The sequence below is a fragment of the Methylibium sp. genome (assembly GCF_965279545.1).
Classification (GTDB): Bacteria; Pseudomonadota; Gammaproteobacteria; order Burkholderiales; family Burkholderiaceae_C; genus Methylibium.
Genome location: NZ_OZ257250.1, coordinates 2,721,838 through 2,746,280 on the forward strand (window position 1 = coordinate 2,721,838; position 24,443 = coordinate 2,746,280).

Here is a 24,443-nt window from a genome sequence, read left to right on the forward strand (position 1 = left end):
GTTGCCCGGTCCGATCCCGGGCCGCCGCAGGCTCGCAGGGGCTCGTCCGCTCATGCGGCCTCCGCGATCGTGAACGGCATCCAGACCTGCAACTGCGCGCCGCGCGGACCGAGGTTGTCGATGCGCAGCACACCGCCGAGCGCCTCGACGCGCTCGGTCAGCCAGCGCAAGCCATAGTGGCCGCCGTCTTCCTTCACCCTGTCGCGCCAGTCGGGTGCGAGACCGCGGCCATCGTCACGGACCTCCAGCCTGGCGCCGTCGGCTTCGGCGCGCAGGCTCACGCTCATGCGCTGCGCCTGGCCATGACGCAGCGCATTGGTCAGACCCTCCTGCGCCGCGCGGTAGAGCGCCAGCGTCGCTTCGCTGCCCAGTTGCACGTCGCCCAGCTCGATCTGCAACTCGACGCTGGCCTGCGGCTGGCTGACCCGCGTGCGCTCGACCAGGTCGCGCAGCGCATCGGCCAGGCCGAAGGCGTCGAGCACCAGCGGCGCCAGCCGCGGGATCAGGCCATGCATGGCGTCGTACAGGCGCGAGCTCTCGTCGGCGATCAGGTTCGCCGCCTGCGCGGCTTGCGGATCGAGCGTCGCCACGCGCTGTGCCACCGACAGCGCCAGGCTGCGCATGCCGGTGACGGACTGGCCCAGTTCATCGTGCAGTTCGCGCGCGATCAGGCGGCGCTCCTGCTCCAGGTGGCGGTCGATCCAGCGCGCCAGGTCGCGCCGGTCCGACAGCTCACGCTCGGCCTGCGCGGCCCGGCGCTCGGCCTCGATGCGTTCGCCGACACCCACCACCATGCGGTTGAAGGCCGCGCCGATCGCCGCCGCCTCGGTGCCCGGCAGGCGCGGCAGCCTGGCGTCCAGCTGCCCGGTCTCGATGCGGTTGAGCGCCGCGACGATCTGCCCGAACGGCTTGACGGTGCGCCCCACCACCCAGTAGACGATCAGGTTGACGGCCACCAGCACCCCCAGCGCCGCCAGGCCCAGCACGGCGAACTGGTCCCAGGCGTCGAGCGCGGCCCGCGAGGGATCGGCGCGCACGACCAGGGTGCCGTCGGGGAAGTCCAGTTTTTGCGGCGGCAGCGGCGGCGCCATGAAGTCGACGAACCAGTCCGGCGCTTCGCGGCCCGACTTGTACGGCGACGGCGGCGACTGGTAGACCAGCTCGCCCTTGCCGTCGAGCAAGGTGATGTCGTTCGCGCGCACCCGCCCGACGCTCTGCAGGAAGCCCATCATCGCCGGCGTGCCGCGTGCCGCCTGCAGCCACAGGGTGCGCTGCAGCAATTGCGCGGCGACGCGGTTCGCGGCCTCCACCTCCTCGCGGATCGAATCGCGCGCCCCCTTGACCTGCAGCGCCATGACCGCGACCAGGCACAGCGCGACCAGCACACCGACGATCAGGTGGATCTTCAAGCGCAGACTCATGCGTCGCATGGTATCGGCGCACCTCGGGCCGGGGCAGCCGTCGATTCCAGAAAATCATGAGGCGCGAATCATGGCCCGGGCACTGCCCGGCAGCCGGGGAGGTGGGCATGATGAGCCATGAGTTGACGGCAAACGTTCGCTCCGCAGCAGCCACACGGCCCTGTGCCACCCAGTGAAGGAGATTCGACATGCAATGGCAAAAGCCCCAAGCGACCGACCTGCGTTACGGTTTTGAAATCACGATGTACATCTCGAATCGCTGATCCAGGCGATTCCGGCAGGCGCCCCCGCCGCGCCGGTTCAGGAAGGCCCGCCTCGCGCGGGCCTTTTTGCGTGCGCCTCGGCCGCAGGGTCCGCTGGGCGCTGTCGCGATAATCGCGCGATGCAAGTCTTCCGCGGTCTGCACCACACCCTGCTCACCGACGGTGGTCCGTCCGCGGTGACCGTCGGCAACTTCGACGGCGTGCACCGCGGCCACCAGGCGATGCTCGCGCTGCTCAAGAGCGAGGCCGAGCACCGCGAGCTCGTCAGCACGGTGCTCACCTTCGAGCCGCACCCGCGCGACTTCTTCGCCGCGCGCGCCGGTGCGCCCGGCAAGGCGCCCGCACGCATCGCCACGCTGCGCGACAAGCTCGGCGAGCTGGCGCGCTGCGGCGTCGGGCGGGTCGTCGTGCTGCGCTTCGACCAGGTCTTCGCAGACCAGTCGCCGCAGGCCTTCATCGACGACGTGCTGCTGCGCGGCGTGAAGGCTCGCTACGTGCTGGTCGGCGACGACTTCTGCTTCGGCGCCAAGCGTGCCGGCGACTACGCGATGCTCGACGCTGCCGGAGAACGCCAGGGTTTCGACGTGGCGCGGATGATGAGCTACGAGGTGCACGGCCTGCGCGTCAGCAGTTCGGCGGTGCGCGAGGCCCTCGCTGTCGGCGACATGGCGCTCGCCGCGCGCCTGCTGGGGCGGCCCTACAGCATCAGTGGGCACGTGACGCACGGCCGCAAGCTGGGCCGCGAACTCGGCGCCGGCCCCGGCGGTGGCGACGGCTTCCGCACGCTGAACCTGCGTTTCCCGCACCCCAAGCCGGCCGCGCACGGCGTCTTCATCGTGCGCACCCACGGCCTGGGCACCGAGCCGCTGGACGGCGTGGCCAGCCTGGGCGCGCGACCGACCGTGGACGACAGCGGCCGCGTGCTGCTCGAAGTGCACTGCCTCGGCTGGCCCGCCCACCTGGGCAGCGAGGGGGGCTACGGTAAACTCGTTCGCGTGGAACTGCTGCACAAACTTCGCGACGAAGTCCGCTACGACGGGCTGGACGCGCTGACCGCCGCCATCGCGCAGGACGTGAGCCATGCGCACCGGTGGCTGAGTGACCACCACGCAGCCCACGCGGCCGAGCGCCGCCAGACCACCCGCGACCGAATTCAGGGCCGTTGATCTGCGCGCACCGGCGCCTGCCGCCCGGTGCACCACCCGCCCTGCCCCCGCCGCGCGCCGCCCGCGCGGCTGCGCCGAGAACGCCATGAGCACCGACAAGCCCACCGACTACCGCGCCACGCTGAACCTGCCCGACACCCCCTTCCCGATGCGCGGCGACCTGCCCAAGCGCGAACCGGGCTGGGTCAAGCAGTGGGAGCAGCAGGGCACCTACCAGCGCCTGCGCGACGCGCGCATCGGCCGCCCGAAGTTCGTGCTGCACGACGGCCCACCCTACGCGAACGGCCAGCTGCACATCGGCCATGCGCTGAACAAGGTGCTCAAGGACATGATCGTCAAGGCCCGCCAGCTGGCCGGCTTCGATGCGCTCTATGTGCCCGGCTGGGACTGCCATGGCCTGCCGATCGAGAACCAGATCGAGAAGCTCTACGGCCGCGGCCTGGGCCGCGACGAGGTGCAGGCGAAGAGCCGCGCCTACGCCACCGAGCAGATCGCGCAGCAGAGGGCCGACTTCAAGCGCCTGGGCGTGCTCGGTGCCTGGGACCGGCCCTACCGCACGATGGACTTCGGCAACGAGGCCGGCGAGATCCGCGCGTTGAAGCGCGTGGTGGAGCGCGGCTTCGTCTACCGCGGCCTGAAGCCGGTGTACTGGTGCTTCGACTGCGGCAGCTCGCTGGCCGAATTCGAAATCGAGTACGAGAACAAGTCCTCACCGACGGTGGACGTGGCCTTCCTGGCCGCCGAGCCGGGCAAGCTTGCCGCCGCTTTCGGCCTGCCAGCGCTGGCCAAGGACGCGTTCGCGGTGATCTGGACCACCACGCCGTGGACCCTCCCCGCCAACCAGGCGCTGAACCTGAATCCCGAGCTCGAGTACGCGCTGGTCGACACCGAGCGCGGCCTGCTGCTGCTGGCCAGCGCGCTGGTCGAGAAGTGCCTGGCGCGCTACGGCCTGGCCGGCACGGTGCTCGCCACGACCGCCGGCAAGGCGCTCGAAGGCCTGAACTTCCACCACCCGCTGGCCCACGTGCACCCGGGTTACGCGCGGCTGAGCCCGGTCTACCTGGCCGACTACGCCACCGCCGACGACGGCACCGGCATCGTGCATTCGGCGCCGGCCTACGGCGTCGAGGACTTCAACTCCTGCACCGCGCACGGGATGAAGCACGACGAGATCCTGAACCCGGTGCAGGGCAACGGCGTGTACGAGGCGGCGCTGCCGCTGTTCGGCGGCCAGTTCATCTGGAAGGCCAACCCGCTGATCGTGCAGGCCCTGCAGGACGCCGGCCGGCTGATGGCCACCGCCAAGCTCGAGCACAGCTACCCGCATTGCTGGCGCCACAAGACGCCGGTGATCTACCGCGCCGCCGCCCAGTGGTTCGTGCGCATGGACGAGGGCGACGGCGTGTTCACCGTCGACAAGGCGCCGAAGACGCTGCGCCAGACCGCGCTCGCGGCGATCGACGCCACCGCGTTCTATCCCGAGAACGGCCGCGCCCGGCTGCGCGACATGATCGCCAACCGGCCCGACTGGTGCATCAGCCGCCAGCGCAACTGGGGCGTGCCGCTGCCCTTCTTCCTGCACAAGGTGAGTGGCGAGCTGCACCCCGACACGCTGGCGCTGATGGACCGCGCGGCCGCGCTGGTCGGGCAGGGCGGCGTCGAGGCCTGGTCACGGCTCGACCCGCGCGACTGGCTGGGCGACGCGGCCGGCGACTATGCCAAGAGCACCGACATCCTCGACGTCTGGTTCGACTCGGGCTCGACCTTCTTCCACGTGCTGCGCGGCAGCCACCCCGGCGGCAGCCACGAGAGCGGCCCCGAGGCCGACCTCTACCTCGAAGGCCACGACCAGCACCGCGGCTGGTTCCACAGCTCGCTGCTGATCGCCTGCGCGATCGAGGGCCGCGCGCCCTACCGCGGCCTGCTGACCCACGGCTTCGCGACCGACGGCCAGGGCCGCAAGATGAGCAAGTCGCTCGGCAACACCGTCGCGCCGCAGACGGTGAGCGAGAAGCTCGGCGCCGAGATCATCCGCCTGTGGGTGGCCAGCACCGACTACTCGGGCGACCTGAACATCGACGACAAGATCCTCGCGCGGGTGGTCGACGCCTACCGCCGCATCCGCAACACGCTGCGCTTTTTGCTCGCGAACACCTCCGACTTCGACCCGGCCAAGGACGCCGTGCCGCAGGCCGAGATGCTGGAGATCGACCGCTATGCGATCGACCGTGCGGCGCAGCTGCAGGCCGAGATCCTGGCGCACTACGAGGTCTACGAGTTCCACCCGGTGGTCGCGAAGCTGCAGGTCTACTGCAGCGAGGACCTGGGCGCCTTCTACCTCGACGTGCTGAAGGACCGGCTCTACACCACCGCGCCGAAGTCGCTGGCGCGGCGCAGCGCGCAGACCGCGCTGCACCGCATCACCAACGCCATGCTGCGCTGGATGGCGCCGTTCCTGAGCTTCACGGCCGAGGAGGCGTGGCCGGTGTTCGCGCCGGAGCGGTCGGCCTCGATCTTTACCGAGACCTATGCCGCGTTCGACGTGCCCGATGCTGCGCGGCTCGCCAAGTGGGGTCGCATTCGCGAGATCCGCGACGCGGTCAACAAGGAGATCGAGGGGGTGCGCAGGGCGGGCACCGTGGGCTCGTCGCTGCAGGCTACCGTGGCCGTCAGCGCCGCGACAGACGACCGCGATCTGCTGCTGAGCCTCGGCGACGACCTCAAGTTCGTCTTCATCACCTCGGCGGCCAGCGTGAGCAGCGGCGAGGCGCTCGCCGCCGTGGTGACGCCAAGCCGCGCACCGAAGTGCGAACGCTGCTGGCACTACCGCGACGACGTCGGCGCCGACCCGGCCCACCCGACGATCTGCGGCCGCTGCACCAGCAACCTCTATGGTGCCGGCGAAGTCCGCCACATCGCCTGACCGACCTCATCGATGGCAAAGACCTCCTTCGGCCGCAGCGGCGGCCTGCTCACCTGGCTGGGCATCGCGCTGATCGTGATCGTGCTCGACCAGTTCACGAAGACGCTGATCCTCGGCCACTTCCAGCACGGCGATGCGCGCCACGTGACCGGCTTCTTCAACCTCGTGCGGGTGCACAACACCGGCGCGGCCTTCAGCTTCCTGGCCGGTGCCTCGGGCTGGCAGCGCTGGTTCTTCGTCGGGCTGGGCCTGGTGGCGGCCGCATTCATCGCCTGGATGCTGCGCACGCAAGGCCACCAGAAGCAGTTCGCCTGGGCGCTGTCGCTGATCCTCGGCGGCGCGCTCGGCAACGTGATCGACCGGCTGCTGCACGGCTACGTGGTCGACTTCCTCGACTTCCACCTCGCAGGCCGGCACTTCCCGGCCTTCAACATCGCCGACAGCGCCATCACCGTCGGGGCCGCGCTGCTGATCCTCGACGAACTGCGCCGCGTGCGGCGCGGCTGAGCGCCGCGGCCGGGGCCAGGGCCGCTTGCGTCGGAGGAGATGGACGCTGACGCCGGCCCGTCCGGTCGGTGTCTTCCCGCTTGGACCCGAGGGGCGACTGCGTCTAGGCTCGGGGCATGAGTTCCGATGCCCCTCGCCCGTCCGAGGTCAGGTCCGGTGCGCAAGCGCCGGCTCCCGAGGCGCTCACCGCCTTCGACCTGCCGCTGGCACGCCTGCGCTGGGGCGACCCGCCGCGCTGGCTGGCGGCCGGCTGGCGCGACTTCCGGCGCTGCCCGGGCCTGGGCCTGTTCTATGGCGGCTGCTTCGTCGGCATGGGTTGGCTGCTGATGCAGGTGTTCCGTCATGCGCCGGCCTACACGCTGGCGCTGTCGGCCGGCTTCCTGCTGGTCGGCCCCTTCCTGTGCACCGGCCTGTACCACGCGAGCCGCGCGCTCGAGCGCGGCGAGACGCCCTCGCTGGGCGCATCGCTGCTGGCCTGGGAGGAGCGGCCGGGCAGCATGGCGCTGTTCGGCGGCGCGCTGCTGATCCTCGAGATGCTGTGGGGCCGTGCGGCGCTGATCGTGTTCGCGCTCAGCTTCGACGGCATGCCGGATTTCAGGGGCTCGCTGCTCGCGCTGCTGGACCTGCGCAACCTCGGCTTCATCACCGCCTACCTGGCGGTCGGCAGCGTGTTCGCGGGCTTGATCTATGCGGTGAGCGCGGTGTCGATCCCGCTGCTGCTCGACCGCCCGGCCGATGCGATCACCGCGGCCCTGGTCAGCCTGCGGCTGGTGCTGACGCAGCCCGGCGTGATGCTGTGGTGGGCCGCGCTGATCGTGGCGCTGGTCGTGCTCGCGATGCTGCCCGGCTTCCTGGGGCTGCTGGTGATCGGCCCGGTGCTCGGCCATGCGTCCTGGCACGCCTACCGCAATGCGGTCGGCACGGCAGCCACGGCGAGCGGCTGATACGGCAGTGCACCCAAACGCATCCGCTTGCTGTCGGGGGCGTCGGGTGAGCGGCGCAGTGAACGAACCTGCTCAGGGCAGCAGCACGCTGCACCCGGTGGTCAGGCGCGCCTCGAGATCGCGGTGTGCCTGCGCCGCGTCGGCCAGCGCATAGCGCCGTTCGACCGGGATCTTGACCGCCCCGCTGGTGACCACGGCGAACAGGTCGTCGGCCATCGCCTGGGTGCCCTCGCGCGTGGCAATGTGGGTGAACAGCGTCGGGCGCGTCACGTACAGCGAGCCCTTGGCCGCGAGCACGCCCAGTTCCACCGGCGGCGCCTTGCCCGAGGCGTTGCCGAAGTTCGCCAGCAGACCGAAGGGCTGCAGTACGTCGAGCGACTTCTCGAAGGTGTCCAGCCCCACCGAGTCGTAGACCGCCTTGACGCCGCGGCCGCCGGTGAGCTCCTTCACCCGCGCCACGAAATCCTCGCGCCGGTAGTTGATGGCGTGCTCGGCGCCGTTGCTCACGGCCAACGCGCATTTCTCGTCGCTGCCCGCCGTGCCGATCAGCCGCAGCCCGAGCGCCCGTGCCCACTGGCAGGCGATCAACCCCACGCCGCCGGCAGCGGCATGGAAGAGGATGAAGTCGCCGGGCTGCAGGCCGCCTTGCGGCAGGGTCTTCTTCAACAGGTACTGCGCGGTCAGGCCCTTGAGCATCATCGCGGCACCGGTCTCGAAGTCGATGCCGTCGGGCAGCTCCACCACGCACTTGGCCGGCATGACCCTCGCCTCGCTGTAGGCGCCGGGCGGCTGGCCGGCGTAGGCGGCACGGTCGCCGGGGCGCAGGTGCGTCACGCCCTCGCCCACTGCCTCGATCACGCCGGCGCCCTCCATGCCCAGGGTCAGCGGCATCGGCAGGGCGTAGACGCCGCTGCGATGGTAGACGTCGATGAAGTTCAGTCCGCAGGCGTGGTGGCGGATGCGCACCTCGCCGGGCCCGGGCTCGCCGATCGGCAGATCGACCAGCCGCATCGCGTCGGCACTGCCCGCCTGCAGGACCTGGATGGCTTTGACAGTGGTTTGCGACATGCCGGATGTCCTCTCGTGTGTGATGTGGTGTGGGGGGTTCTCCGGTATCGTGCCAGTGTTCGAAACCCCTTGCCGATGCGCCGACTTCGCTCCGCCCCCAACCTCGCGATCGCCACGCTGTGGGTCGACCTGCTCGGCCAGGCCGGCATCGCGGCCACGGTGCAGCGCGCGTTCGCCAGCAGCATCGCCGGGGAGTTGCCGCCCGACCAGGCCCTGCCCGAGGTCTGGGTGCAGCACGAGGAGCAGTTCGAGCGCGCCCGCGCCGCGCTCGACGAGCTGACGCATTGCCCGCAGCGCCTGTGGGTTTGCCCCGGCTGCGCAGAGCGCATCGACGGTCCGTTCGAGCAGTGCTGGAACTGTGGCGGCGCCATGCCGCTGACGCCCTGAGCGGGCCCCGAGCGCCGATGACCGGCCTGAGTCCGCGCATCGCTGTCCTGATGACCCTGCCGCCGCGGCTGTGGGCCGGCAACGCGGTGTCGCCGCGGCGCATGCCGTCCCGCAGCGCCGACAGGCCCTAGGCCGACGAACGTTTCGACGCCCCTGCCAGGCGGCCCGCTCGCTATGATCGAGCCAACCTGCCACCCGCCCATGCAAACATCCAGCGACGTCGCGATCCCGCAAAAGCACGACTGGCATCGACTCCCGGGCTTGATGATGGCGATCAGCCGGGAGGCCCGCCTGCTGGCGGTGAACGAACCGCTGGCCGAATGCACCGGCTGGCATCGTGACGCCGCCTCCGACGGCGAAGCCTGGCTCGACCGGCTCTCGGCACCCTCGCACCGCGAGCTGCTCAAGGCGCTGGACAACGTCGACACGACCGAGCGCTTTCGCCTCGAACTGCAGTTCCGCCGGCCCGGCGGCGAGGTCGGCTGGCTCGAGTGCGACGCCCGCTGGAGCCGCGACACCGAGCTGTGCCTGTGTTCGCTGCACGACGTGAGCGCGCGCAAGCGCACCGAGCTGGCCCTGCGCGAACAGACCACCCAGCTGCGCGTGCTGGCCGACAACGTGCCGGCGCTGATCGCCTACTACGAGCTGCAGGACTTCCGCTGCACCTTCGCCAACCGCCACTACGCGAGCGCGCTGGGGTGGACCACCGAGAACATTCTCGGCCGCACCGCGGCCGAGATCGTCGGCGAACGCGGCTGGCAGCAGATCCGACCCTACATCGAGGCCGTGGTCGAGACGCGCGCGCAGGTGTCGTACGAGCGCGAACTGACCGACAGCGCGGGGCGGCCGCAATGGCTCGAGGTCGATGTGCTGCCGAACTTCGACGAAGACGGCGAGCTGTCCGGCGCCTTCGTGCGCGTGACCGACATCACCAAGCACCGCCTCGCCGAGCGCGCCGTGCGCGAGTCCGAGGAGCGGCTGGCGAAGTTCATGCAGGCCAGCGCCGAGGGCATCTTGTTCCACCGCGATGGCACGGTGCTCGACGTCAATGCGCCGATCTGCGAGCTGACCGGCTACACGCGCGACGAGGTGATCGGCCGGCAGACCTCGGAGTTCCTCGCGCCCGAGCACCTGCCGCACGCCCAGCAGGTGCTCGCCACCGGCGCCGAGACCGCGTGGGAAAGCGTCGTGCTCGGCAGCCAGGGCGAGCGCATCCCGGTCGAGCTGATCACGCGCTCGATCACGCGCAACGGCGAGCGGCTGCGGCTGGCGATCGTGCGCGACATCCGCGAGCGCCTCGCCGCCCAGGCGCGCATCCACCACCTGGCGCACCACGATGCGCTGACCGGCCTGCCCAACCGCACTGCTTTCGGCCAGCAGCTCGAACAGCTCACCGCATCGCACCGTGCCGGCGACGCGCAGATCGCGTTGCTGTTCATCGACCTCGACCACTTCAAGCGCATCAACGACTCGCTGGGCCACCTGGTCGGCGACCTGCTGCTGCAGACGGTCACCACCCGCATCACCGCCTGCCTGCGCGCCGACGACCTGGTCGCGCGCTTCGGCGGCGACGAGTTCATGGTGCTGCTCCCCGGCGTGACGGACCGCTCGGTGGTCGAGCAGGTCGCCGGCAAGCTGCTGGCCGTGATCGAGGCGCCACTGGAGGTGGCGGGCCGGTCGATCTCGGTCTCGCCATCGATCGGCGTGTCGCTGTTCCCGGAGCACGGGCGCACGCCGGCCGAGCTGATCCAGCATGCCGACGCGGCGATGTACATGGCCAAGGCGCGCGGCCGCGCCAACGTGCAGTTCTTCGACCCGGTGGTGGCGAGTGCCGCCTACGACGCGCTGGTGGTCGAGAGCCAGCTGGCGCAGGCGCTAGAGACCGGCGCCTTCGAGCTCTACTACCAGCCGCAGCTGCGCTCGGCCGACGGCCGGCTCGTCGGCGTCGAGGCGCTGATCCGCTGGCACCACCCCGAGCGCGGCCTGCTGCTGCCCGACGAATTCATTCCGGTGGCGGAGGAGCGCCGCCTCATGCTGCCGATCGGCCAGTGGGTGCTGCGCGAGGCGATGCGCTGCGCGAAGCGCTGGCACGAGCAGGGGCTCGCGCTGCCGATCTCGGTCAACCTGTCGAGCATGCAGTTCCAGCAACGCGGTTTCGTCACCGCACTGGCCGAACTGCTGCAGGAGGAACAGGTGAGCGGCGAGTGGCTCGAAGTCGAACTCACCGAGCGCATGCTGATGGAAGACCTCGACGAGGTGAAGGCGGCGCTCGCGCGGCTCAAGGCCCTGGGCGTGCGCATCTCGGTCGACGACTTCGGCACCGGCTACTCCTCGCTCGGCCACCTGAAGGAGCTGCCGATCGACAAGGTCAAGATCGACCGCTCGTTCGTGCAGGACGTGCCCGAGAACACCGATGCGGTGGCCATCGTGCGCGCGATCGTCCAGTTGGGCCGCAGCCTGGGCATGACGGTCATCGCCGAGGGGGTCGAGACCGAGGCTCAGGAGCGCTTCCTGCGCGAGCTGGGCTGCGAGGAACTGCAGGGCCTGCGGATCGCGCCGCCGCTGTCCGAGGCCGACCTGCAGATCTGGGCCGCGCAGCGCGCGTGATCGCGCGCCCGGGTGCGCGGCTCTAGAACGTGCCCGGGTAGGCGCCGCCGTCCATCAGCAGGTTCTGGCCGGTGATGTAGCCGGCCTGCGCGCTGCACAGGAAGGCGCAGGCCGCACCGAACTCCGCCGCCGTGCCGAAGCGCCCCGCGGGGTTCTTCAGTGCACGCTGGGCCATCACCGCGGCCACCGTCTGGCCGCTGGCCTGCGCCGCGCCCTCCAGCGTGGCGGCCAGCCGGTCGGTGTCGAACGGGCCGGGCAGCAGGTTGTTGATCGTCACGTTGCACGCCACCGTCTTGCGCGCCAGGCCGGCGACGAAGCCGGTGAGCCCCGAGCGCGCACCGTTGGACAGACCCAGGATGTCGATCGGCGCCTTGACCGCCGCCGAGGTGATGTTGACGATGCGGCCGAAGCCGCGCGCCATCATCGGGTCGACCACTGCCTTCATCAGCTCGATCGGCGTGAGCATGTTGGCGTCGAGCGCCGCGATCCACGTGGCGCGGTCCCAGTCGCGGAAGTCGCCGGTCGGCGGGCCGCCGGCGTTGTTGACGAGGATGTCGACCTGCGGACAGGCGGCCAGCGCCTGCGCACGCCCGTCGGGCGTCGTGATGTCGCCGGCCACCGCGCGCACCTCGACGGCCGGATTCAAGGCCCGCAGTGCGGCCACGGCCGCCGCCAGGGTTTCGGCCCGCCGCGCCGTGACCACCACGTTGACGCCCTCGGCCACCAGGGCCTGCGCACAACCGTGACCCAGCCCCTTGCTGGCGCCGCACACCAGCGCCCATTTGCCCGCAATGCCCAGGTCCATGCCGTTCTCCCGTTCGTTCAGCGCGCCCGCGCCAGCAGCCAGATGCCCACCAGCACCAGCACCGTGCCGGCGGCCAGCCAGGACGTGAAAGGCTCGCCGAGGATCACGATGCCCATCAGCAGCGTGCTCATCGGGCCGACCATGCCGGTCTGCGCGGCGAGCGTGGGGCCGATGCGTTCGATCGCCATCATCACCATCAGCACCGGCGCAACCGTGCAGGCGGTGGCATTCAGCAGCGACAGCCACAGCGCCGGCACCGGCACGGCCAGCGCCACCTGCGGTGAGCGCAGCACGAAGAACTGCACGATGCACAGCGCGCAGGCCACGGTGCTGGCCAGGCCGACCAGCCGCAGCGAGCCCAGGCGCTGCACCACCTCGCCGCTGTAGACGAGGTAGACCGCATAGCTCACGGCACTGGCAAACACCAGCAGCGCGCCGAGCGCGGCGTCCGGCCCCTGAAAGCCGAGCTCGTGGCCGAACACGAGCAGCACACCGAGGTAGCTGACGCCGATCGCCAGCCCCTGCGGCCGGGTGACGCGGTGGCCGAACAGCAGCACGCCGAAGCCCAGCACCAGGGTCGGGTTGAGGTAGAGGATCAGCCGCTCCAGGCTCGCGCTGATGTACTGCAGGCCCAGGAAGTCGAGAAAGCTCGCGAGGTAGTAGCCGGTGACGCCGAGCAGCAGCACCCTGCGCTTGTCCTGCGCGGTCAACGGCGGCTGGCCGCGGCTCGCCCACCACGCCATCGCCAGGAACAGCGGCAGCGCGAACAGCATGCGCAAGAACAGCACCGTGACGGCGTCGAGGCCGTGGCGGTACAGCAGCTTGGCGACGATCGCCTTGCCGGAGAAGGCGATCGCACCGGCCATCGCCAGCGCCAGGCCGCCCCAAGGGAGGCCGGGTTTCGCGGAGGCGGTGGCGTCCTGGTTCACGCGCGAGCTAGAAACCCACCGCCTGCCCGTCGCGCCGCGGATCGCTCGCGGCGACATAGCCCTCGACCGCCGGATCGCCCAGGCGCCAGATGAACTGGCCGGCGCCGAAGTCCTGGTAGCTGTCCTGGATCACCTCCATGCGGTGACCCAGCGCCGCCAGCCCCTGCACCGTGGCCGGGTCCATGCCGGCCTCGACGTTGATCTCCAGCCCGGCGTTGTAGCGCCAGCGCGGCGCATCGCAGGCGGCCTGCGGGTTCTGGCCGTAGTCGACCATGCGCACCAGCGTCTGCAGGTGGCCCTGCGGCTGCATGTTCGCGCCCATCACACCGAAGCTCATGCGCGGCGCACCGTTCGCGTCGGTGAGGAAAGCCGGAATGATGGTGTGGAAGGGCCGCTTGCCGGGTGCCACGACGTTGGGGCTGCGCGCGTCCAGGCTGAAGGCGTGGCCGCGGTTCTGCAGGCTCAGGCCCCACTCGGGCAACACCACGCCCGAGCCGAAGCCCATGTAGTTGCTCTGGATGAAGCTGACCATCATGCCGGCCTCGTCGGCCGTGGTCAGGTAGATCGTGCCGCCCTTCACCGGGTTGCCGGCGCCGAAGTCCTGGGCGCGCCGCGGGTCGATCAGTTTCGCCCGCTCGGCGAGGTAGCTGCCGGCCAGCAGCTGTTCGGCGCTCACCTCCATGCTGCCGGGCTCGGCCACGTAGCGGTAGACGTCGGCGAAGGCGAGCTTCATGGCCTCGATCTGCAGGTGCTGCGAGGCCACGCCGTCGACCGGCAGCGACGCAACGTCGAAGTGCGCCAGGATGCCGGCCGCGATCAGCGCGGCGATGCCCTGCCCGTTCGGCGGGATCTCGTGCAGCGCGTGACCGCGGTAGGCCTGCGCGATCGGCACGACCCACTCGGGACGGTAGGCGGCGAAATCGTCTGCCGTCAGCACGCCGCCCTGGCCGCGTGCCTGGCGCGCCAGCGCCTCGGCGATCTCGCCCCCGTAGAAGGCCGCCCCGCGCGTCGCGGCGATCGCGCGCAGGGCCCGCGCGGCGCCCGGCAGCCTGAACAGCTCGCCGACCTGCGGCGCGCGGCCGTGCGGCAGGAAGGCCGCGGCGAAGCCGGGCTGCGCGACCAGCGCCTCGACCTGCGCCGCAGCAGCCCACTTCTGGCCGACGACCACCGGCACCGCATAGCCGCGCTCGGCCACCTCGATCGCCGGCGCCAGCAGGTCGGCGAACGGCAGCTTGCCGAAGCGCTCGCTCAAGGCCCCCCACGAGGCCACCGCGCCGGGCACCGTCACGCTGTCCCAGCCCCGCACCGGCGGGGTCTTCGCATCGCCGCCGTATTTGCGGTGAAAGTAGTCCGGGGTCCAGGCCTGCGGCGCGCGGCCCGAGGCGTTGAGTCCGTGCAGCTCTCGCCCATCCCACAGGATGCAGAAGGCATCGGAACCCAGGCCGTTGCTGCAGGGCTCGACCAGGGTCATGACCGCCGCGGTCGCGACGGCTGCATCGACCGCATTGCCGCCTGCCGCCAGCATGCGCAGCCCGGCCTGCGCAGCCAGCGGGTGCGAAGTGGCAACGACGTTGCGCGCGAACAGCGGCAGGCGTTGGCTGGCGTAGCCGGCGGTGTAATCGAAGACGCTCATGCGCCGATTATGGGCAGCCGCACCGGCAAGTCGGCGGGCGGCCGCCATGGCGCCTCGTACAGCATTGCATTCAAACGCGCTTGAGCCAGGGCTCGTTGCGGTGTTCGGTGTCTTGTCCGGAACGCTGACTGTCGAACCTCAGCGGGGGGCGCTGGGCCGGGTCGCTGTGTTGCGTTCATGTCCCCCGTGCCGGGCTACCGCCCGCCCCTCCTCCTTTACTTCACTCCACACAACGACCCACCCCAGCGCTGCCACCGCCGCGGCTTGCCAGGGTTTGAATACCTTCGCACGCGGCGATGGTGAGGCTTGGCGAGGACGTCGGGTGAGCGGCGTAGCGAAGTAGAGGAGGAGGGGTCGGCCCTCGGGCCGGCGCCGGGGGACATGAGCGGAGTCGCTTGCCCGGCGGCCTCGTCAGCACCGCGCGGTACGTGCAGGCGGCTGGCCGGTCGACGCTTCGAACCTCGGTCGGCAACCTCACACGCACGCGGGTGGCTGCAAGGAGCCGAAGACTCGCCGGCTGATTGATATGTTTGAGTTCGAGCTGGTATCAATCCGCATCCTGGAAGGCTTCCTCGCGCTTGCTGCGGATCGAAGGCAGCATCACGACGACGATCATCGCGACCGCCGCCAGCAGCAGCCCCGCCGACAGCGGGCGCGTTGCGAAGGTGCTCCAGTCGCCGCGGCTCAGCAGCAGCGCGCGGCGCAGGTTCTCTTCCATCATCGGCCCGAGGATGAAGCCCAGCAGCAGCGGCGCCGGCTCGCACGACAGCTTGTAGAAGATGTAGCCCACCACCGCGAAGCCCGCGCCCATGTACACGTCGAAGGCGTTGTTGTTCAGCGTGTACAGGCCGACGCAGCAGAACACCATGATGGCGGGGAACAGGAAGCGGTAGGGCACCGTCAGCAGCTTGATCCAGATGCCGATCAGCGGCAGGTTCAGCACCACCAGCATCAGGTTGCCGACCCACATGCTGGCGATCAGTCCCCAGAACAGCTCGGGGTTGCTGGTCATCACCTGCGGGCCGGGCTGGATGCCCTTGATCGTCATCGCGCCGACCATCAGCGCCATCACCGCGTTGGGCGGGATGCCCAGCGTCAGCATCGGGATGAACGAGGTCTGGGCACCGGCGTTGTTGGCCGCCTCGGGGCCGGCGACACCGCGGATGTTGCCCCTGCCGAATGCCACCTCGCCGGGCCGGCTGCGCATCTTCTTCTCGACCGTGTAGGCGGCGAACGAGGCCAGCAGCGCACCGCCGCCGGGCAACACGCCGAGGACGGACCCGAGCGTCGTGCCGCGCAGCACCGCGGGCCAGGCGTCCAGGAAGTCCTGCTTGGTCGGCCACAGGCCCTTCACGTCCTTCGTGAACACCTCGCGGTGTTCGGCCGGCATGCCGAGGTTGGCGATGATCTCGCCGAAGCCGAACACGCCCATCGCGATCGCGACGAAGCCGATGCCGTCGGTCAACTCCGGGATGTCGAAGCTGTAGCGCGGCGTGCCCGAGATCACGTCCGTGTTGATCTGGCCGAGCAGCAGGCCGAGGATGATCATCGCGATCGCCTTGATCAGCGAGCCCGAGGCCAGCACCACCGCGCCGATCAGTCCCAGCACCATCAGCGAGAAGTACTCCGCCGGGCCGAACTTGAAGGCCAGCTCGGTCAGCGGCGGCGCGAACGCGGCGATGATGACCGTGCCCACGCAGCCGGCGAAGAAGGAGCCGAGTCCGGCGGCGGCGAGCGCCGAGCCGGCGCGGCCCTGGCGCGCCATCTGGTAGCCGTCGATCGCCGTCACGACCGAGCTCGACTCGCCCGGCACGTTGATCAGGATCGCGGTGGTCGAGCCGCCGTACTGCGCGCCGTAGTAGATGCCGGCCAGCATGATCAGCGCCGGCGTCGCGTCGAGCGCGTAGATCGACGGCAGCAGCATCGCGATGGTGGCCACCGGACCGAGGCCGGGCAGCACGCCGATCAGCGTGCCGAGCACCGCGCCGCCGAAGGCGTACAGCAGGTTCTGGAGGGTGAAGGCAACGCCGAAGCCGAGCGCGAGATTCGAAAACAGATCCATGGTGGATGCCTCAACCGCCCAGGAACGAAGGCCTCAGCGGAATCGTCAGATTCAGCCCGTAGATGAAGATCACCCAGCTGCCCACCGTGAGGAGGGCGGCGTTGACCAGTGCCTCGCCCCAATGGAACTCGTCGCCGGCACGCGCGGCCACCACCACCAGGATCGGCAGCGCGATGAACATCCCCAGGTGCGGCAGCGCCCAGCCGAAGAGGGCGACGGTGCCGACGATGTACAGCAGCGGCTTCCAGGCGATGGCGCCGATCGGGTCGCCGCCGTCGCTCTCGATCGTCAGCGCCTTGAACAGCACCAGCGCACCGAGCAGTGCCAGGATCACACCGAGCAGCAGGGGAAAGTAGCCGGGCCCCGGCTTGGCCGAGGTGCCGAAGCTGTAGGTCGTGGCGCCGATCGCGAAGCCCGCGCCGATGGCGACGAACATCACACCGGACACGAAATCGCGCTGACTCTTGATCTTCACGGAGGCCTCCTCTCGGTCTGTGCCGCGCGGCACTCTTGTGGCACCGATTCTAGGAAGCGCCCCCGCGGGCCCTCTGTGTGGTTTACACGTAGCGTGCCGCTGTCCCGGCGGCGCGCCGAGCCCGGCGCGCTACTGTTCCCAGCGCGGCGTGGCGCGCAGCACTTCGTCGATCGTCGTCAGGCCCTGCGCGACCTTCATCGCGCCGGCCAGCCGCAGCGGCTGCAGGCCTTGCTTCGCGGCCTGCTTGCGCAAGGCGGCCGCATCATAGTGCGGGTGGATGCTGGGCTGCAGCGCATCGTTGATCTCGAGCAGCTCGTAGAGACCGGCGCGTCCGCGGTAGCCGGTGTGGCGGCATTCGAGGCAGCCGACCGGTTTGCAGGGCCGGTACTCGCCGCCGAGCTTCCACGGTTTGATCGCTTCGTCGAGCACCTCGCGCCCGGCCGCGTTGTCGTCGGGCTGCTTGCAGGCCGGACACAGCGTGCGCACCAGGCGCTGTGCGAGCACGCCGATCACGGTGGCGCCGATCAGATAAGGCGGCACGCCCAGGTCGATCAGGCGCGTGACGGCCGCGGCCGCATCGTTGGTGTGCAGCGTGCTGAACACCAGGTGACCCGTCAGCGCCGACTGGATCGCCATCTCGGCGGTCTCGAGGTCGCGGATCTCGCCGACCATGATGATGTCCGGGTCCTGGCGCATCAGCGCGCGCAGCCCCTCGGCGAAACCGAGGTCGAGCACCGGCTGCACCTGGGTCTGGTTGAAGGCCGGCTCGATCATCTCGATCGGGTCCTCGATCGTGCAGACATTGACCTCGTCGGTCGCCAGCCGCTTGAGCGTGGAGTACAGCGTGGTGGTCTTGCCCGAGCCGGTGGGGCCGGTCACGAGGATGATGCCGTGCGAGCGCGTGACAAGCTGCTCCCACAGCTGCACTTCATGCGGCGCGAAGCCCAGGCCGGCGAGCGGCTTGACCGCGGCGTCGGGATCGAAGATGCGCATCACCATCTTCTCGCCGAAGGCGGTGGGCAGCGTCGACAGCCGCATCTCGACGTCGCGCGAGCTGCCGCCCGGGCCCGGCCGGCGCGTCTTGATGCGGCCGTCGAGCGGGCGGCGCTTCTCCACCACGTCCATGCGGCCGAGCAGCTTGATGCGGCTGGTCATCGCATTCATCACCGACAGCGGCACCTGGTAGACGGTGTGCAGCACGCCGTCGATGCGGAAGCGGATCGCGCCCATCTCGCGGCGCGGCTCGAGGTGGATGTCGGAGGCGCGCTGGTCGAAGGCGTACTGCCACAGCCAGTCGACCACCTGCACCACGCCTTGGTCGTTGGCGTCGAGCTGCTTGTTGCTCTTGCCCAGCTCGACCAACTGCTCGAAGCTGGCCGGCCCGGCGCCGTCGCCGCTCTTCTGCGCCGCGCGCACCGAGCGCGACAGCGTGTAGAACTCGGTCGTGTAGCGCTGGATCTCGAGCGGGCTGGCGAGCGCGAGCTTGATCGTCTTGCGCGTGTGCGCCTCGATCTGCGGCAGCCAGTCGATGTCGAAAGGCTCGCAGGTGGCGACCAGCGCCTCGCTCGCACCGACCTGCAGCGGCAGCGCGCGGCGACGCTCGGCGTAGGTGGCGGACATCACGTCGGCCACGCGCGCCACGTCGACCTTCAGCGGATCGATGCGCACATACGGCAGCTTGCAGTGCGTGGCCAGCCACTCGGTCAGCAGCTCCACATCGAGTGCGGCGCCGGTGACGGCGTGCACGAGGCCGGCACTGCCCAGCCGCACCAGCGGGTGCTGGGCGCTGTCGCCGGCACCAAAGCGCTGCGCCACGCGCTTGCCGTCGGCCAGCGTGATCACGCCGTCGGTCAGCAGCCAGGTCACGAGCTGGCGCCAGTGCAGCAGGCCCACGGGCGGAGCCTCGGCGGCGGCGGACGCCGCGCCGGTGGCGGCCGGCGGGCGCGGAGCAGCGGGAGTGCGGGCGGTCATGCAGGGTTCAGGCGCGGTTCGGTGGGGGGGTCAGGCGGCGGTCGGGACGCGTGCGGGCAGATTCTGCAAGAGCTTGAGCCATTTGCGGGCCGGCAACCCGTACTTTGTCTCGATCAGCTCGGCGCGCCGCTCGAGTTCTTCACGCGCCGGCAGGGCGGGGCCCCGCCACGCCAGCACGATGGTGTTGCCCTCCTTGGTGGGCTTGAGCATCGCGACGCGCCCGGCGCCGAACACGCTGGCGATGCGCCGCGCGCTACGGTCGAAGCTCACGTCGCGACCGAACAAATTGACGCTCATCACGCCGCCCTCGGCCAGCAGCGCATGGCAGCCGCGGTAGAAGGCCTCGTCGTCGAGCACCGGTGCGGCAGCGTCGTGGTCGTAGAGGTCGACGCACAGCGCGTCGGCACTGCCGGCATGCGCGCCGTCGGCCACGTAGGCGCCGGCGTCGGCCTCGATGACCTCGAGCCGGGCATCGTCGGCCGGCAGCTTGAACCACAAGCGGCACACGCCGATCACGGCCGGATTGATCTCGACCGCCGTGCTGCGCCAGCGCAGCTTCTTGTGGCAAAAGCGGGTGATCGCGGCCGCACCGAGCCCGAGCTGCACCGCGCGGCCCGGCGGTCCGTCACCCGGGTCCAGCAGGCGCTCGGACAGCAGCATCCACGCCATCATGCGCTGCACGTACTCGAGTTCGAGCTTGTGCGGCTTGGCGATGCGCATCGCGCCCTGCACCCAGGGCGTGCCGAGGTGCAGGTAGCGCACGCCGTCGAACTCGGACATCGTGGCCGGCGCGAGCGTCGGCGTCTTGGGTTTGCGGGAAGTCGCCATCGGGATCAGATCAGTCCGTGTTGTTCGAAGACCGCGCGCCAGGCCGCGAGCTTGCGCTCGAACGACCAGCTGGCGTTGGCCGGGCTGGTGGAGGGAAGCCGGTGCACCACCAGCCCGAGCGCGGCGGTGAGCCGCGCAGAGCGGGCCGATTCGCCGCCGTTGTGCGCCACCGCCACCCACTGTGGTGCGCGCCGGCGCAGGCCGGCCAGGTCGTTGGGCTGCGCGTCGCGGATCGCGCTGTCGAGACTGCCCTCGCGGCGACACGCGGCGTACACGTCCCACAGGCCGAGCCCGCGCGCGCCCAGGGCCTCCAGGCGCTGCGGGTAGCCCAGCGCCCGCAGGTCCACGCCCCACAGCGCCGACAACAGCGGCCAGAACTGGTTGCGCGGGTGCGCGTAGTACTGCCGAGCGGCAAGCGAGGCCGCGCCGGGAAAACTGCCCAGCACCACCAGGCGGGTCGCCGGGCCCACGACCGGCGGCAGGCCTTCGAGCAGCTGCGCCGGGCCACCGGGCAGCAGCGCGCTCAAGCCGTGGCCTCTCGCAGGTCCAGCGCGGCCAGGCGCGGCAGCACGGCCCTCGCGTTGGCCTGCGTCACCGCGGCGAGCGCAGGCAGGCTCAACCCACGCAAGGCAGCCAGCTGCGCCGCGATGCGCGGCAGCTCGGCCGGCTCGTTGCGGCTGCGCTCGCCCGCAGCGCGCTGGGCCGCGGTCTTGTACAGCCACTGCGGCGCAATGTCGGGCGCATCGGTCTCGAGCACGATCGCGTCCAGCGGCAATTCGGTCGCGAGCCGGCGCAGCTGCAGTGCCCGCTCGAAGCTCATCGCCCCGCCGAAGCCCAGCTTGAAGCCCAGCGCGACGAAGGCCTGCGCCTGCTGCCGGCTGCCGTTGAAGGCGTGCGCGATGCCGCCGCCGACTGGCGCGCGGCGCAGCTGCTTGAGCAGGCTGTCGGCCGAGCGCCGCACGTGCAGCAGCACCGGCAGCCCGGCGGCGCGCGCCAGCGCGAGCTGCTGCACGTAGAAGTGCTCCTGCTTGGCGCGGTCCCCGCCCGGCACGAAGTGGTCGAGCCCGATCTCGCCCACCGCGACCAGGCGTGGATCGTCGCGCTGCGCTTCGAGCGCAGCGCGCAAGCTGTCCAGCGCGCCATCGTCGAGCGGATCGGTGTAGAGCGGGTGAATGCCGAGTGCGTAGGCAAGGCCATGCTCGTGCGCCAGCGCGCGCACGGTATCGAAGTCGAACGGCGCCACCGCGGGCAGCACGATCTGCGTCACCCCGGCAGCGCGCGCGCGGGCCACCACGGCCGCGCGGTCGGCGCCGAATTCGGGAGCGTCGAGGTGGCAGTGGGTGTCGGTCCAGGCGGTCGGAGCGGACTCGGTCGGCGGCGCCATGCCGCTATTAGACCGCGACACAGGGCAGCGGCCAGCGCGGGGGCCGGCGGCCCGATCAGCTTCGACGACTGCGCGGCCAAGGTGGCGGCCGGCAAAGGCTGAAGCACCGACCCGGCATTCGGCCGCTCCCGCACGCGGCGGCCCCGTTGGGCGTAGGCTGCCGGTCCGTGTGGCGGCCACCCGGTGTCGACCGGCGCCGCCGTAAACCCCGAACCCCCTTGTTGCGGACCCTGTCATGCCTCTCGTCACGATCACCGTCAGGAAACCGAAGACCGCTGCCTTCAAGAGCGCGGTCTTCAATGCCGTCCACGAAGCGCTCGTCGCCGCGGGCGTGCCTGCCACCGACCGCTTCCAGCGGGCCCTCGAACTCGACGAGGAAGACTTCCGCTTCGACCCCAGCTACCCGGACCTGAAATCCGAGCGCAACGCCGACTTCGTGCTCGTCGAGGTGCTGTTCTCGGTGGGACGCAGCGTGAAGATCAAGAAGAAGATCGTGCACGACATCCTCGCGACGCTGTCGCGCGAGGGCTTCGACCCGGAGAACGTGATGATCTGCTTCAAGGAGACCGCGTGGGAGAACTGGGTCTTCGGCGGCGGCCGGTTCATCCACACCTGACGGCGGCCGGTCGCGACGTGGTCAGTCCAGCTGCGCTGCCTTCGCCAGCGCGCGCATCAGCCCGCGGTTGATTTCCGCCGGATCCATCAGCAGCCCGTCGCAGGCCTCGCGGATCGCGTCCAGCGCATTGCCCTCGACCGCGCGCACCAGCGCACAGTACGGCGCGTAGGGGCCCGATGCGTCGGCCAGCGCCTGGTACACGCGCTCCGGCACCGGGATCGTGCTCAGCAGCTCGGAGAACGGCTGCTTGAACATGCGGTCGAGCAGCGAGAAGACGCCGCAGATGAAGAGCTCGTTGCGCATCTCCTCGTCACCGAGGTTGCGCGCCAGCTCCTCCATCAGCATGCCGCGGCGCACCGCGGCGAACATCACCGGCTTGAGGTTGGCATCCTTGCTGCCGGTCGCCAGCAGCAGCGCCAGCCAGCGCTTGAGCCGGTTGTAGCCCAGCATCATGATCGCGTGGCGAAATGAGCTGATCTCGACGCTCAGGCCGAAGGCCGGCGAGTTGATGTAGCGCATCAGCTTGAAGGCCAGCGCGGGGTCGCGCCGCAGGGTCGCCTCGAGCTTCTCGATCGGCTCATGCTGGTCGACGCGGTGGATCAGCTCCACCATCACCTGCAGGTCGGGCGTCACCGCCTTCGGGTCCTTGCCCTTGCCGACCGACGAGTGGGCGATCGCATCGTCCATCGGCCAGCCGAGCACGGCCACCGCGCCGCGGCTGAATGATCCTTCCATGTCGGCGATGGTGTTCACGCCCGACTGCACGAAGCCGATGCTGCGCACCACGCCGGCCGCGGGCACGGTTTCGCCGACGCGGCGGTCATCGGCCAGGTCGACGATGGAATACCGGAAGCACGGCAGCACCTCGCGCGGCAGTTCGCGCAGCGGCCGGCCCTTGACCAGCAGCACGCTGCCGCGCGCGTGCAACGCGCGGATCGCTTCGGTGTGCGTCTCGTCGCAGGCCATGAAGGCGGGGATCTCGATCATCACGTTCGGGCTCGGCTGAGCCTGCAGCAGCGCGCCCAGCAGGTTCTCGCTGAGCACGTTCAGCGACACCTGCCCACCGCCGGCGGGCCACACGGCCGCCACCTCTTCCAGCAGGCCCGCCGCGTCGAGCTCGGCGCCTGGTTGCAGCGGGAACACGGTCAGGCGGGTGGCGCTGACCGTGCGCTGCCGGTCGATCATCGGGGAATAGCTCAGTGCGACCTGGCCGAGGATGCTGTCACTCACGAATAGTTCTCCGGACGAAGGCTCACAGGTTGAGGTACTGGAACAGCGAAAGCTTCTGTACCGAAGCATAGGACTGAAGCGCTGCCTGGTAACCGGTCTGTTGCTTCTGGAACGTGGAAATCGCCTCGACCATGTCCAGGTCCTCGGCCTGCGACCGGTCGGTCTGCGCCGCGAGCTTCTGCCCGCTGAGCCGCTCGGTGGCCCGGTCGATGCGGTTGAGCGTTTCGCCGGCCACCGAGCGCTGTGCCGTCAGCTTGGCAGCGGACGCGTCGATGTCGCGCAGGCTGTCGGCCACGGTCTGCGCCAGCTGGCCGCTGTTGCGGCCGCCGGTCTCCAGCTCGGTCGCGGCGCGGTCGAGCGCGTCGAAGATGCTGAGCGAAGCGCTGGACGGCGTGATGTCGAAGCGATCGGCGTTGGCCGGGTCACCGGTCACGGTGACCGACAGGCCGTCGATCTCGATCGCCTGGCCGCTCTTGTACGGCAGGTTGGTCAGCGTGGTCGGGTTGCCGTTGTGCAGCACCGTGTAGGTGGTGGTGGCGCCGCTGACGGCGAAGCTCACGCTGTAGGCGTCGCCGGTCACGAGCGCCGGGTCGGTCACGCGGCCCGAGTCGATCCAGGCGGTGCCGTTCTGCTGCGTGGCACTGGTCACGAACACGCCGTTGCCGCTGCGCGCCTGCAGCCAGGTGCTCTGGCCGTCCATCGTCAGCGGCAGCGGCTCGGTCGCGGCGGCTCCGGCCTCGCCGGACACGCCGCGGAACTGCACACCGGACGGCGTGTCGACAAAGGGCGGGCTGCTCGCACCCTGCCCGGCGAACAGGTAGCTGCCGGCCCCGTCGGGGCTGTTCGCGACGGTCAGCAGTTCGGCGCGCATCTGGCGCAGGGTGAGGGCCAGGTTGGCGCGCTCCGCATCGCTGTAGCTGGCGTTGCCCGCGGACACCACGGTGTCGCGCGCCTGCTGCAGCAGCGTGAGCGCGTCGCCGAGCGTCGACTCGGTCTGGCTCACCGCGTTCATGCTGGCGTCGATGCCCCGCTGGCTCGCGGCGCTGCGGGCCTCGACCGCCAGGGCGCGCTCGGCACGCGCCGCGGCGGTGGGGTCGTCGCTGGCCCGGTTGACGCGCTTGAGACTGCTCATCTGCTCCTGGCTCTGGCTCAGCTCCTGCGCGCGGCGCTGCAGGTTGGCGATGGTGGCGTCGTAGGTGTTGGCCGTGCTCATTCGCATGGGAG

Annotated in this window: 21 protein-coding genes; 8 read left to right on the top strand and 13 right to left on the bottom strand. The window is 70.4% G+C overall.

Annotated elements, in window-relative coordinates:
* Positions 1–50: 50 nt before the first annotated feature.
* Positions 51–1,421, bottom strand: a complete 1,371-nt coding sequence (locus ACQY9S_RS12710) for an ATP-binding protein (protein ID WP_428420061.1) — start codon at positions 1,419–1,421, stop codon at positions 51–53.
* Between the two features lie 188 nt (positions 1,422–1,609).
* On the opposite strand from ACQY9S_RS12710, the gene pqqA reads away from it, so the two are divergent.
* The 5 genes from pqqA to ACQY9S_RS12735 all read left to right on the top strand — a co-directional run bounded on the left by pqqA (position 1,610) and on the right by ACQY9S_RS12735 (position 7,224).
* Positions 1,610–1,684: a pyrroloquinoline quinone precursor peptide PqqA gene (pqqA, locus tag ACQY9S_RS12715; RefSeq protein ID WP_081771315.1), complete on the top strand. Its 75-nt coding sequence runs from the start codon at positions 1,610–1,612 to the stop codon at positions 1,682–1,684.
* A gap of 119 nt (positions 1,685–1,803) precedes the next feature.
* The gene (locus tag ACQY9S_RS12720; RefSeq protein ID WP_428420062.1) at positions 1,804–2,850 is read left to right on the top strand and encodes a bifunctional riboflavin kinase/FAD synthetase; all 1,047 of its coding nucleotides are present in this window, start codon (positions 1,804–1,806) and stop codon (positions 2,848–2,850) included.
* Between the two features lie 85 nt (positions 2,851–2,935).
* Positions 2,936–5,773 carry an isoleucine--tRNA ligase gene (gene ileS, locus ACQY9S_RS12725; protein WP_428420063.1) on the top strand — a complete coding sequence of 946 codons (2,838 nt, stop codon included), beginning with the start codon at positions 2,936–2,938 and terminating at the stop codon, positions 5,771–5,773.
* A 12-nt stretch (positions 5,774–5,785) separates the two neighbouring features.
* Complete coding sequence (lspA, locus tag ACQY9S_RS12730; protein ID WP_428420064.1) at positions 5,786–6,280, top strand: signal peptidase II; 495 nt, start codon at positions 5,786–5,788, stop codon at positions 6,278–6,280.
* 116 nt (positions 6,281–6,396) lie between these two features.
* Positions 6,397–7,224: a DUF2189 domain-containing protein gene (locus ACQY9S_RS12735; protein ID WP_428420065.1), complete on the top strand. Its 828-nt coding sequence runs from the start codon at positions 6,397–6,399 to the stop codon at positions 7,222–7,224.
* Positions 7,225–7,296: 72 nt separating this feature from the next.
* On the opposite strand, the gene ACQY9S_RS12740 is transcribed toward ACQY9S_RS12735, so the two are convergent.
* Positions 7,297–8,235 carry a quinone oxidoreductase family protein gene (locus ACQY9S_RS12740; RefSeq protein ID WP_428425724.1) on the bottom strand — a complete coding sequence of 313 codons (939 nt, stop codon included), beginning with the start codon at positions 8,233–8,235 and terminating at the stop codon, positions 7,297–7,299.
* A 132-nt stretch (positions 8,236–8,367) separates the two neighbouring features.
* On the opposite strand from ACQY9S_RS12740, the gene ACQY9S_RS12745 reads away from it, so the two are divergent.
* Both ACQY9S_RS12745 and ACQY9S_RS12750 read left to right on the top strand, forming a co-directional pair.
* On the top strand, positions 8,368–8,679 hold the full coding sequence (locus tag ACQY9S_RS12745; protein ID WP_428420066.1) for a DUF2007 domain-containing protein: 312 nt from the start codon (positions 8,368–8,370) through the stop codon (positions 8,677–8,679).
* 201 nt (positions 8,680–8,880) lie between these two features.
* Positions 8,881–11,286 carry an EAL domain-containing protein gene (locus ACQY9S_RS12750; RefSeq protein WP_428420067.1) on the top strand — a complete coding sequence of 802 codons (2,406 nt, stop codon included), beginning with the start codon at positions 8,881–8,883 and terminating at the stop codon, positions 11,284–11,286.
* A gap of 22 nt (positions 11,287–11,308) precedes the next feature.
* On the opposite strand, the gene ACQY9S_RS12755 is transcribed toward ACQY9S_RS12750, so the two are convergent.
* From ACQY9S_RS12755 to ACQY9S_RS12795, 9 genes are all read right to left on the bottom strand, one after another.
* Positions 11,309–12,091, bottom strand: a complete 783-nt coding sequence (locus tag ACQY9S_RS12755; protein ID WP_428420068.1) for an SDR family NAD(P)-dependent oxidoreductase — start codon at positions 12,089–12,091, stop codon at positions 11,309–11,311.
* A gap of 17 nt (positions 12,092–12,108) precedes the next feature.
* Positions 12,109–12,957 carry a DMT family transporter gene (locus ACQY9S_RS12760; protein ID WP_428425726.1) on the bottom strand — a complete coding sequence of 283 codons (849 nt, stop codon included), beginning with the start codon at positions 12,955–12,957 and terminating at the stop codon, positions 12,109–12,111.
* 70 nt (positions 12,958–13,027) lie between these two features.
* On the bottom strand, positions 13,028–14,653 hold the full coding sequence (locus ACQY9S_RS12765; protein WP_428420069.1) for a gamma-glutamyltransferase family protein: 1,626 nt from the start codon (positions 14,651–14,653) through the stop codon (positions 13,028–13,030).
* A 547-nt stretch (positions 14,654–15,200) separates the two neighbouring features.
* A complete protein-coding gene (locus ACQY9S_RS12770) occupies positions 15,201–16,715 on the bottom strand; it encodes a tripartite tricarboxylate transporter permease (protein ID WP_428420070.1) in 1,515 nt (504 codons plus the stop codon).
* A 10-nt stretch (positions 16,716–16,725) separates the two neighbouring features.
* Complete coding sequence (locus tag ACQY9S_RS12775) at positions 16,726–17,190, bottom strand: tripartite tricarboxylate transporter TctB family protein (protein WP_428420071.1); 465 nt, start codon at positions 17,188–17,190, stop codon at positions 16,726–16,728.
* Between the two features lie 129 nt (positions 17,191–17,319).
* Positions 17,320–19,161 carry a GspE/PulE family protein gene (locus ACQY9S_RS12780; protein ID WP_428420072.1) on the bottom strand — a complete coding sequence of 614 codons (1,842 nt, stop codon included), beginning with the start codon at positions 19,159–19,161 and terminating at the stop codon, positions 17,320–17,322.
* A gap of 30 nt (positions 19,162–19,191) precedes the next feature.
* The gene (locus ACQY9S_RS12785) at positions 19,192–19,989 is read right to left on the bottom strand and encodes a spermidine synthase (protein WP_428420073.1); all 798 of its coding nucleotides are present in this window, start codon (positions 19,987–19,989) and stop codon (positions 19,192–19,194) included.
* A gap of 5 nt (positions 19,990–19,994) precedes the next feature.
* Positions 19,995–20,516 (bottom strand): DNA-deoxyinosine glycosylase, encoded by a 522-nt coding sequence (locus ACQY9S_RS12790; protein WP_428420074.1) that lies wholly within the window; start codon positions 20,514–20,516, stop codon positions 19,995–19,997.
* Complete coding sequence (locus tag ACQY9S_RS12795) at positions 20,513–21,373, bottom strand: TatD family hydrolase (RefSeq protein ID WP_428420075.1); 861 nt, start codon at positions 21,371–21,373, stop codon at positions 20,513–20,515. Before ACQY9S_RS12795 ends, ACQY9S_RS12790 begins: the two co-directional genes overlap by 4 nt.
* A gap of 235 nt (positions 21,374–21,608) precedes the next feature.
* Here ACQY9S_RS12795 and ACQY9S_RS12800 point away from each other — a divergent pair, with 235 nt between their 5' ends.
* Positions 21,609–21,989 (top strand): tautomerase family protein, encoded by a 381-nt coding sequence (locus tag ACQY9S_RS12800; protein WP_428420076.1) that lies wholly within the window; start codon positions 21,609–21,611, stop codon positions 21,987–21,989.
* A gap of 21 nt (positions 21,990–22,010) precedes the next feature.
* Here ACQY9S_RS12800 and ACQY9S_RS12805 read toward each other — a convergent pair whose 3' ends face one another.
* Positions 22,011–23,219, bottom strand: coding sequence for an EAL and HDOD domain-containing protein (locus ACQY9S_RS12805; RefSeq protein ID WP_428420077.1), 1,209 nt, complete (start codon positions 23,217–23,219; stop codon positions 22,011–22,013).
* Between the two features lie 22 nt (positions 23,220–23,241).
* Entirely contained in the window at positions 23,242–24,438 is a 1,197-nt protein-coding gene (gene flgL / locus ACQY9S_RS12810) for a flagellar hook-associated protein FlgL (protein WP_428420078.1), read from the bottom strand.
* Positions 24,439–24,443: the final 5 nt, after the last annotated feature.

What these genes read in the sequence shown, in the direction of transcription:
- ACQY9S_RS12745 (WP_428420066.1), top strand. Translation starts at nt 8,368, where the DNA reads ATGCGCCGACTTCGCTCCGCCCCCAACCTCGCGATCGCCACGCTGTGG.
- ACQY9S_RS12795 (WP_428420075.1), bottom strand. Translation starts at nt 21,373, where the DNA reads ATGGCGCCGCCGACCGAGTCCGCTCCGACCGCCTGGACCGACACCCAC.
- ileS (WP_428420063.1), top strand. Translation starts at nt 2,936, where the DNA reads ATGAGCACCGACAAGCCCACCGACTACCGCGCCACGCTGAACCTGCCC.
- ACQY9S_RS12760 (WP_428425726.1), bottom strand. Translation starts at nt 12,957, where the DNA reads ATGGCCGGTGCGATCGCCTTCTCCGGCAAGGCGATCGTCGCCAAGCTG.
- ACQY9S_RS12740 (WP_428425724.1), bottom strand. Translation starts at nt 8,235, where the DNA reads ATGCGGCTGGTCGATCTGCCGATCGGCGAGCCCGGGCCCGGCGAGGTG.
- ACQY9S_RS12750 (WP_428420067.1), top strand. Translation starts at nt 8,881, where the DNA reads ATGCAAACATCCAGCGACGTCGCGATCCCGCAAAAGCACGACTGGCAT.
- ACQY9S_RS12785 (WP_428420073.1), bottom strand. Translation starts at nt 19,989, where the DNA reads ATGGCGACTTCCCGCAAACCCAAGACGCCGACGCTCGCGCCGGCCACG.
- flgL (WP_428420078.1), bottom strand. Translation starts at nt 24,438, where the DNA reads ATGCGAATGAGCACGGCCAACACCTACGACGCCACCATCGCCAACCTG.
- lspA (WP_428420064.1), top strand. Translation starts at nt 5,786, where the DNA reads ATGGCAAAGACCTCCTTCGGCCGCAGCGGCGGCCTGCTCACCTGGCTG.
- ACQY9S_RS12755 (WP_428420068.1), bottom strand. Translation starts at nt 12,091, where the DNA reads ATGGACCTGGGCATTGCGGGCAAATGGGCGCTGGTGTGCGGCGCCAGC.
- ACQY9S_RS12800 (WP_428420076.1), top strand. Translation starts at nt 21,609, where the DNA reads ATGCCTCTCGTCACGATCACCGTCAGGAAACCGAAGACCGCTGCCTTC.
- ACQY9S_RS12780 (WP_428420072.1), bottom strand. Translation starts at nt 19,161, where the DNA reads ATGACCGCCCGCACTCCCGCTGCTCCGCGCCCGCCGGCCGCCACCGGC.
- ACQY9S_RS12720 (WP_428420062.1), top strand. Translation starts at nt 1,804, where the DNA reads ATGCAAGTCTTCCGCGGTCTGCACCACACCCTGCTCACCGACGGTGGT.
- ACQY9S_RS12770 (WP_428420070.1), bottom strand. Translation starts at nt 16,715, where the DNA reads ATGGATCTGTTTTCGAATCTCGCGCTCGGCTTCGGCGTTGCCTTCACC.
- ACQY9S_RS12710 (WP_428420061.1), bottom strand. Translation starts at nt 1,421, where the DNA reads ATGAGTCTGCGCTTGAAGATCCACCTGATCGTCGGTGTGCTGGTCGCG.
- ACQY9S_RS12735 (WP_428420065.1), top strand. Translation starts at nt 6,397, where the DNA reads ATGAGTTCCGATGCCCCTCGCCCGTCCGAGGTCAGGTCCGGTGCGCAA.
- ACQY9S_RS12765 (WP_428420069.1), bottom strand. Translation starts at nt 14,653, where the DNA reads ATGAGCGTCTTCGATTACACCGCCGGCTACGCCAGCCAACGCCTGCCG.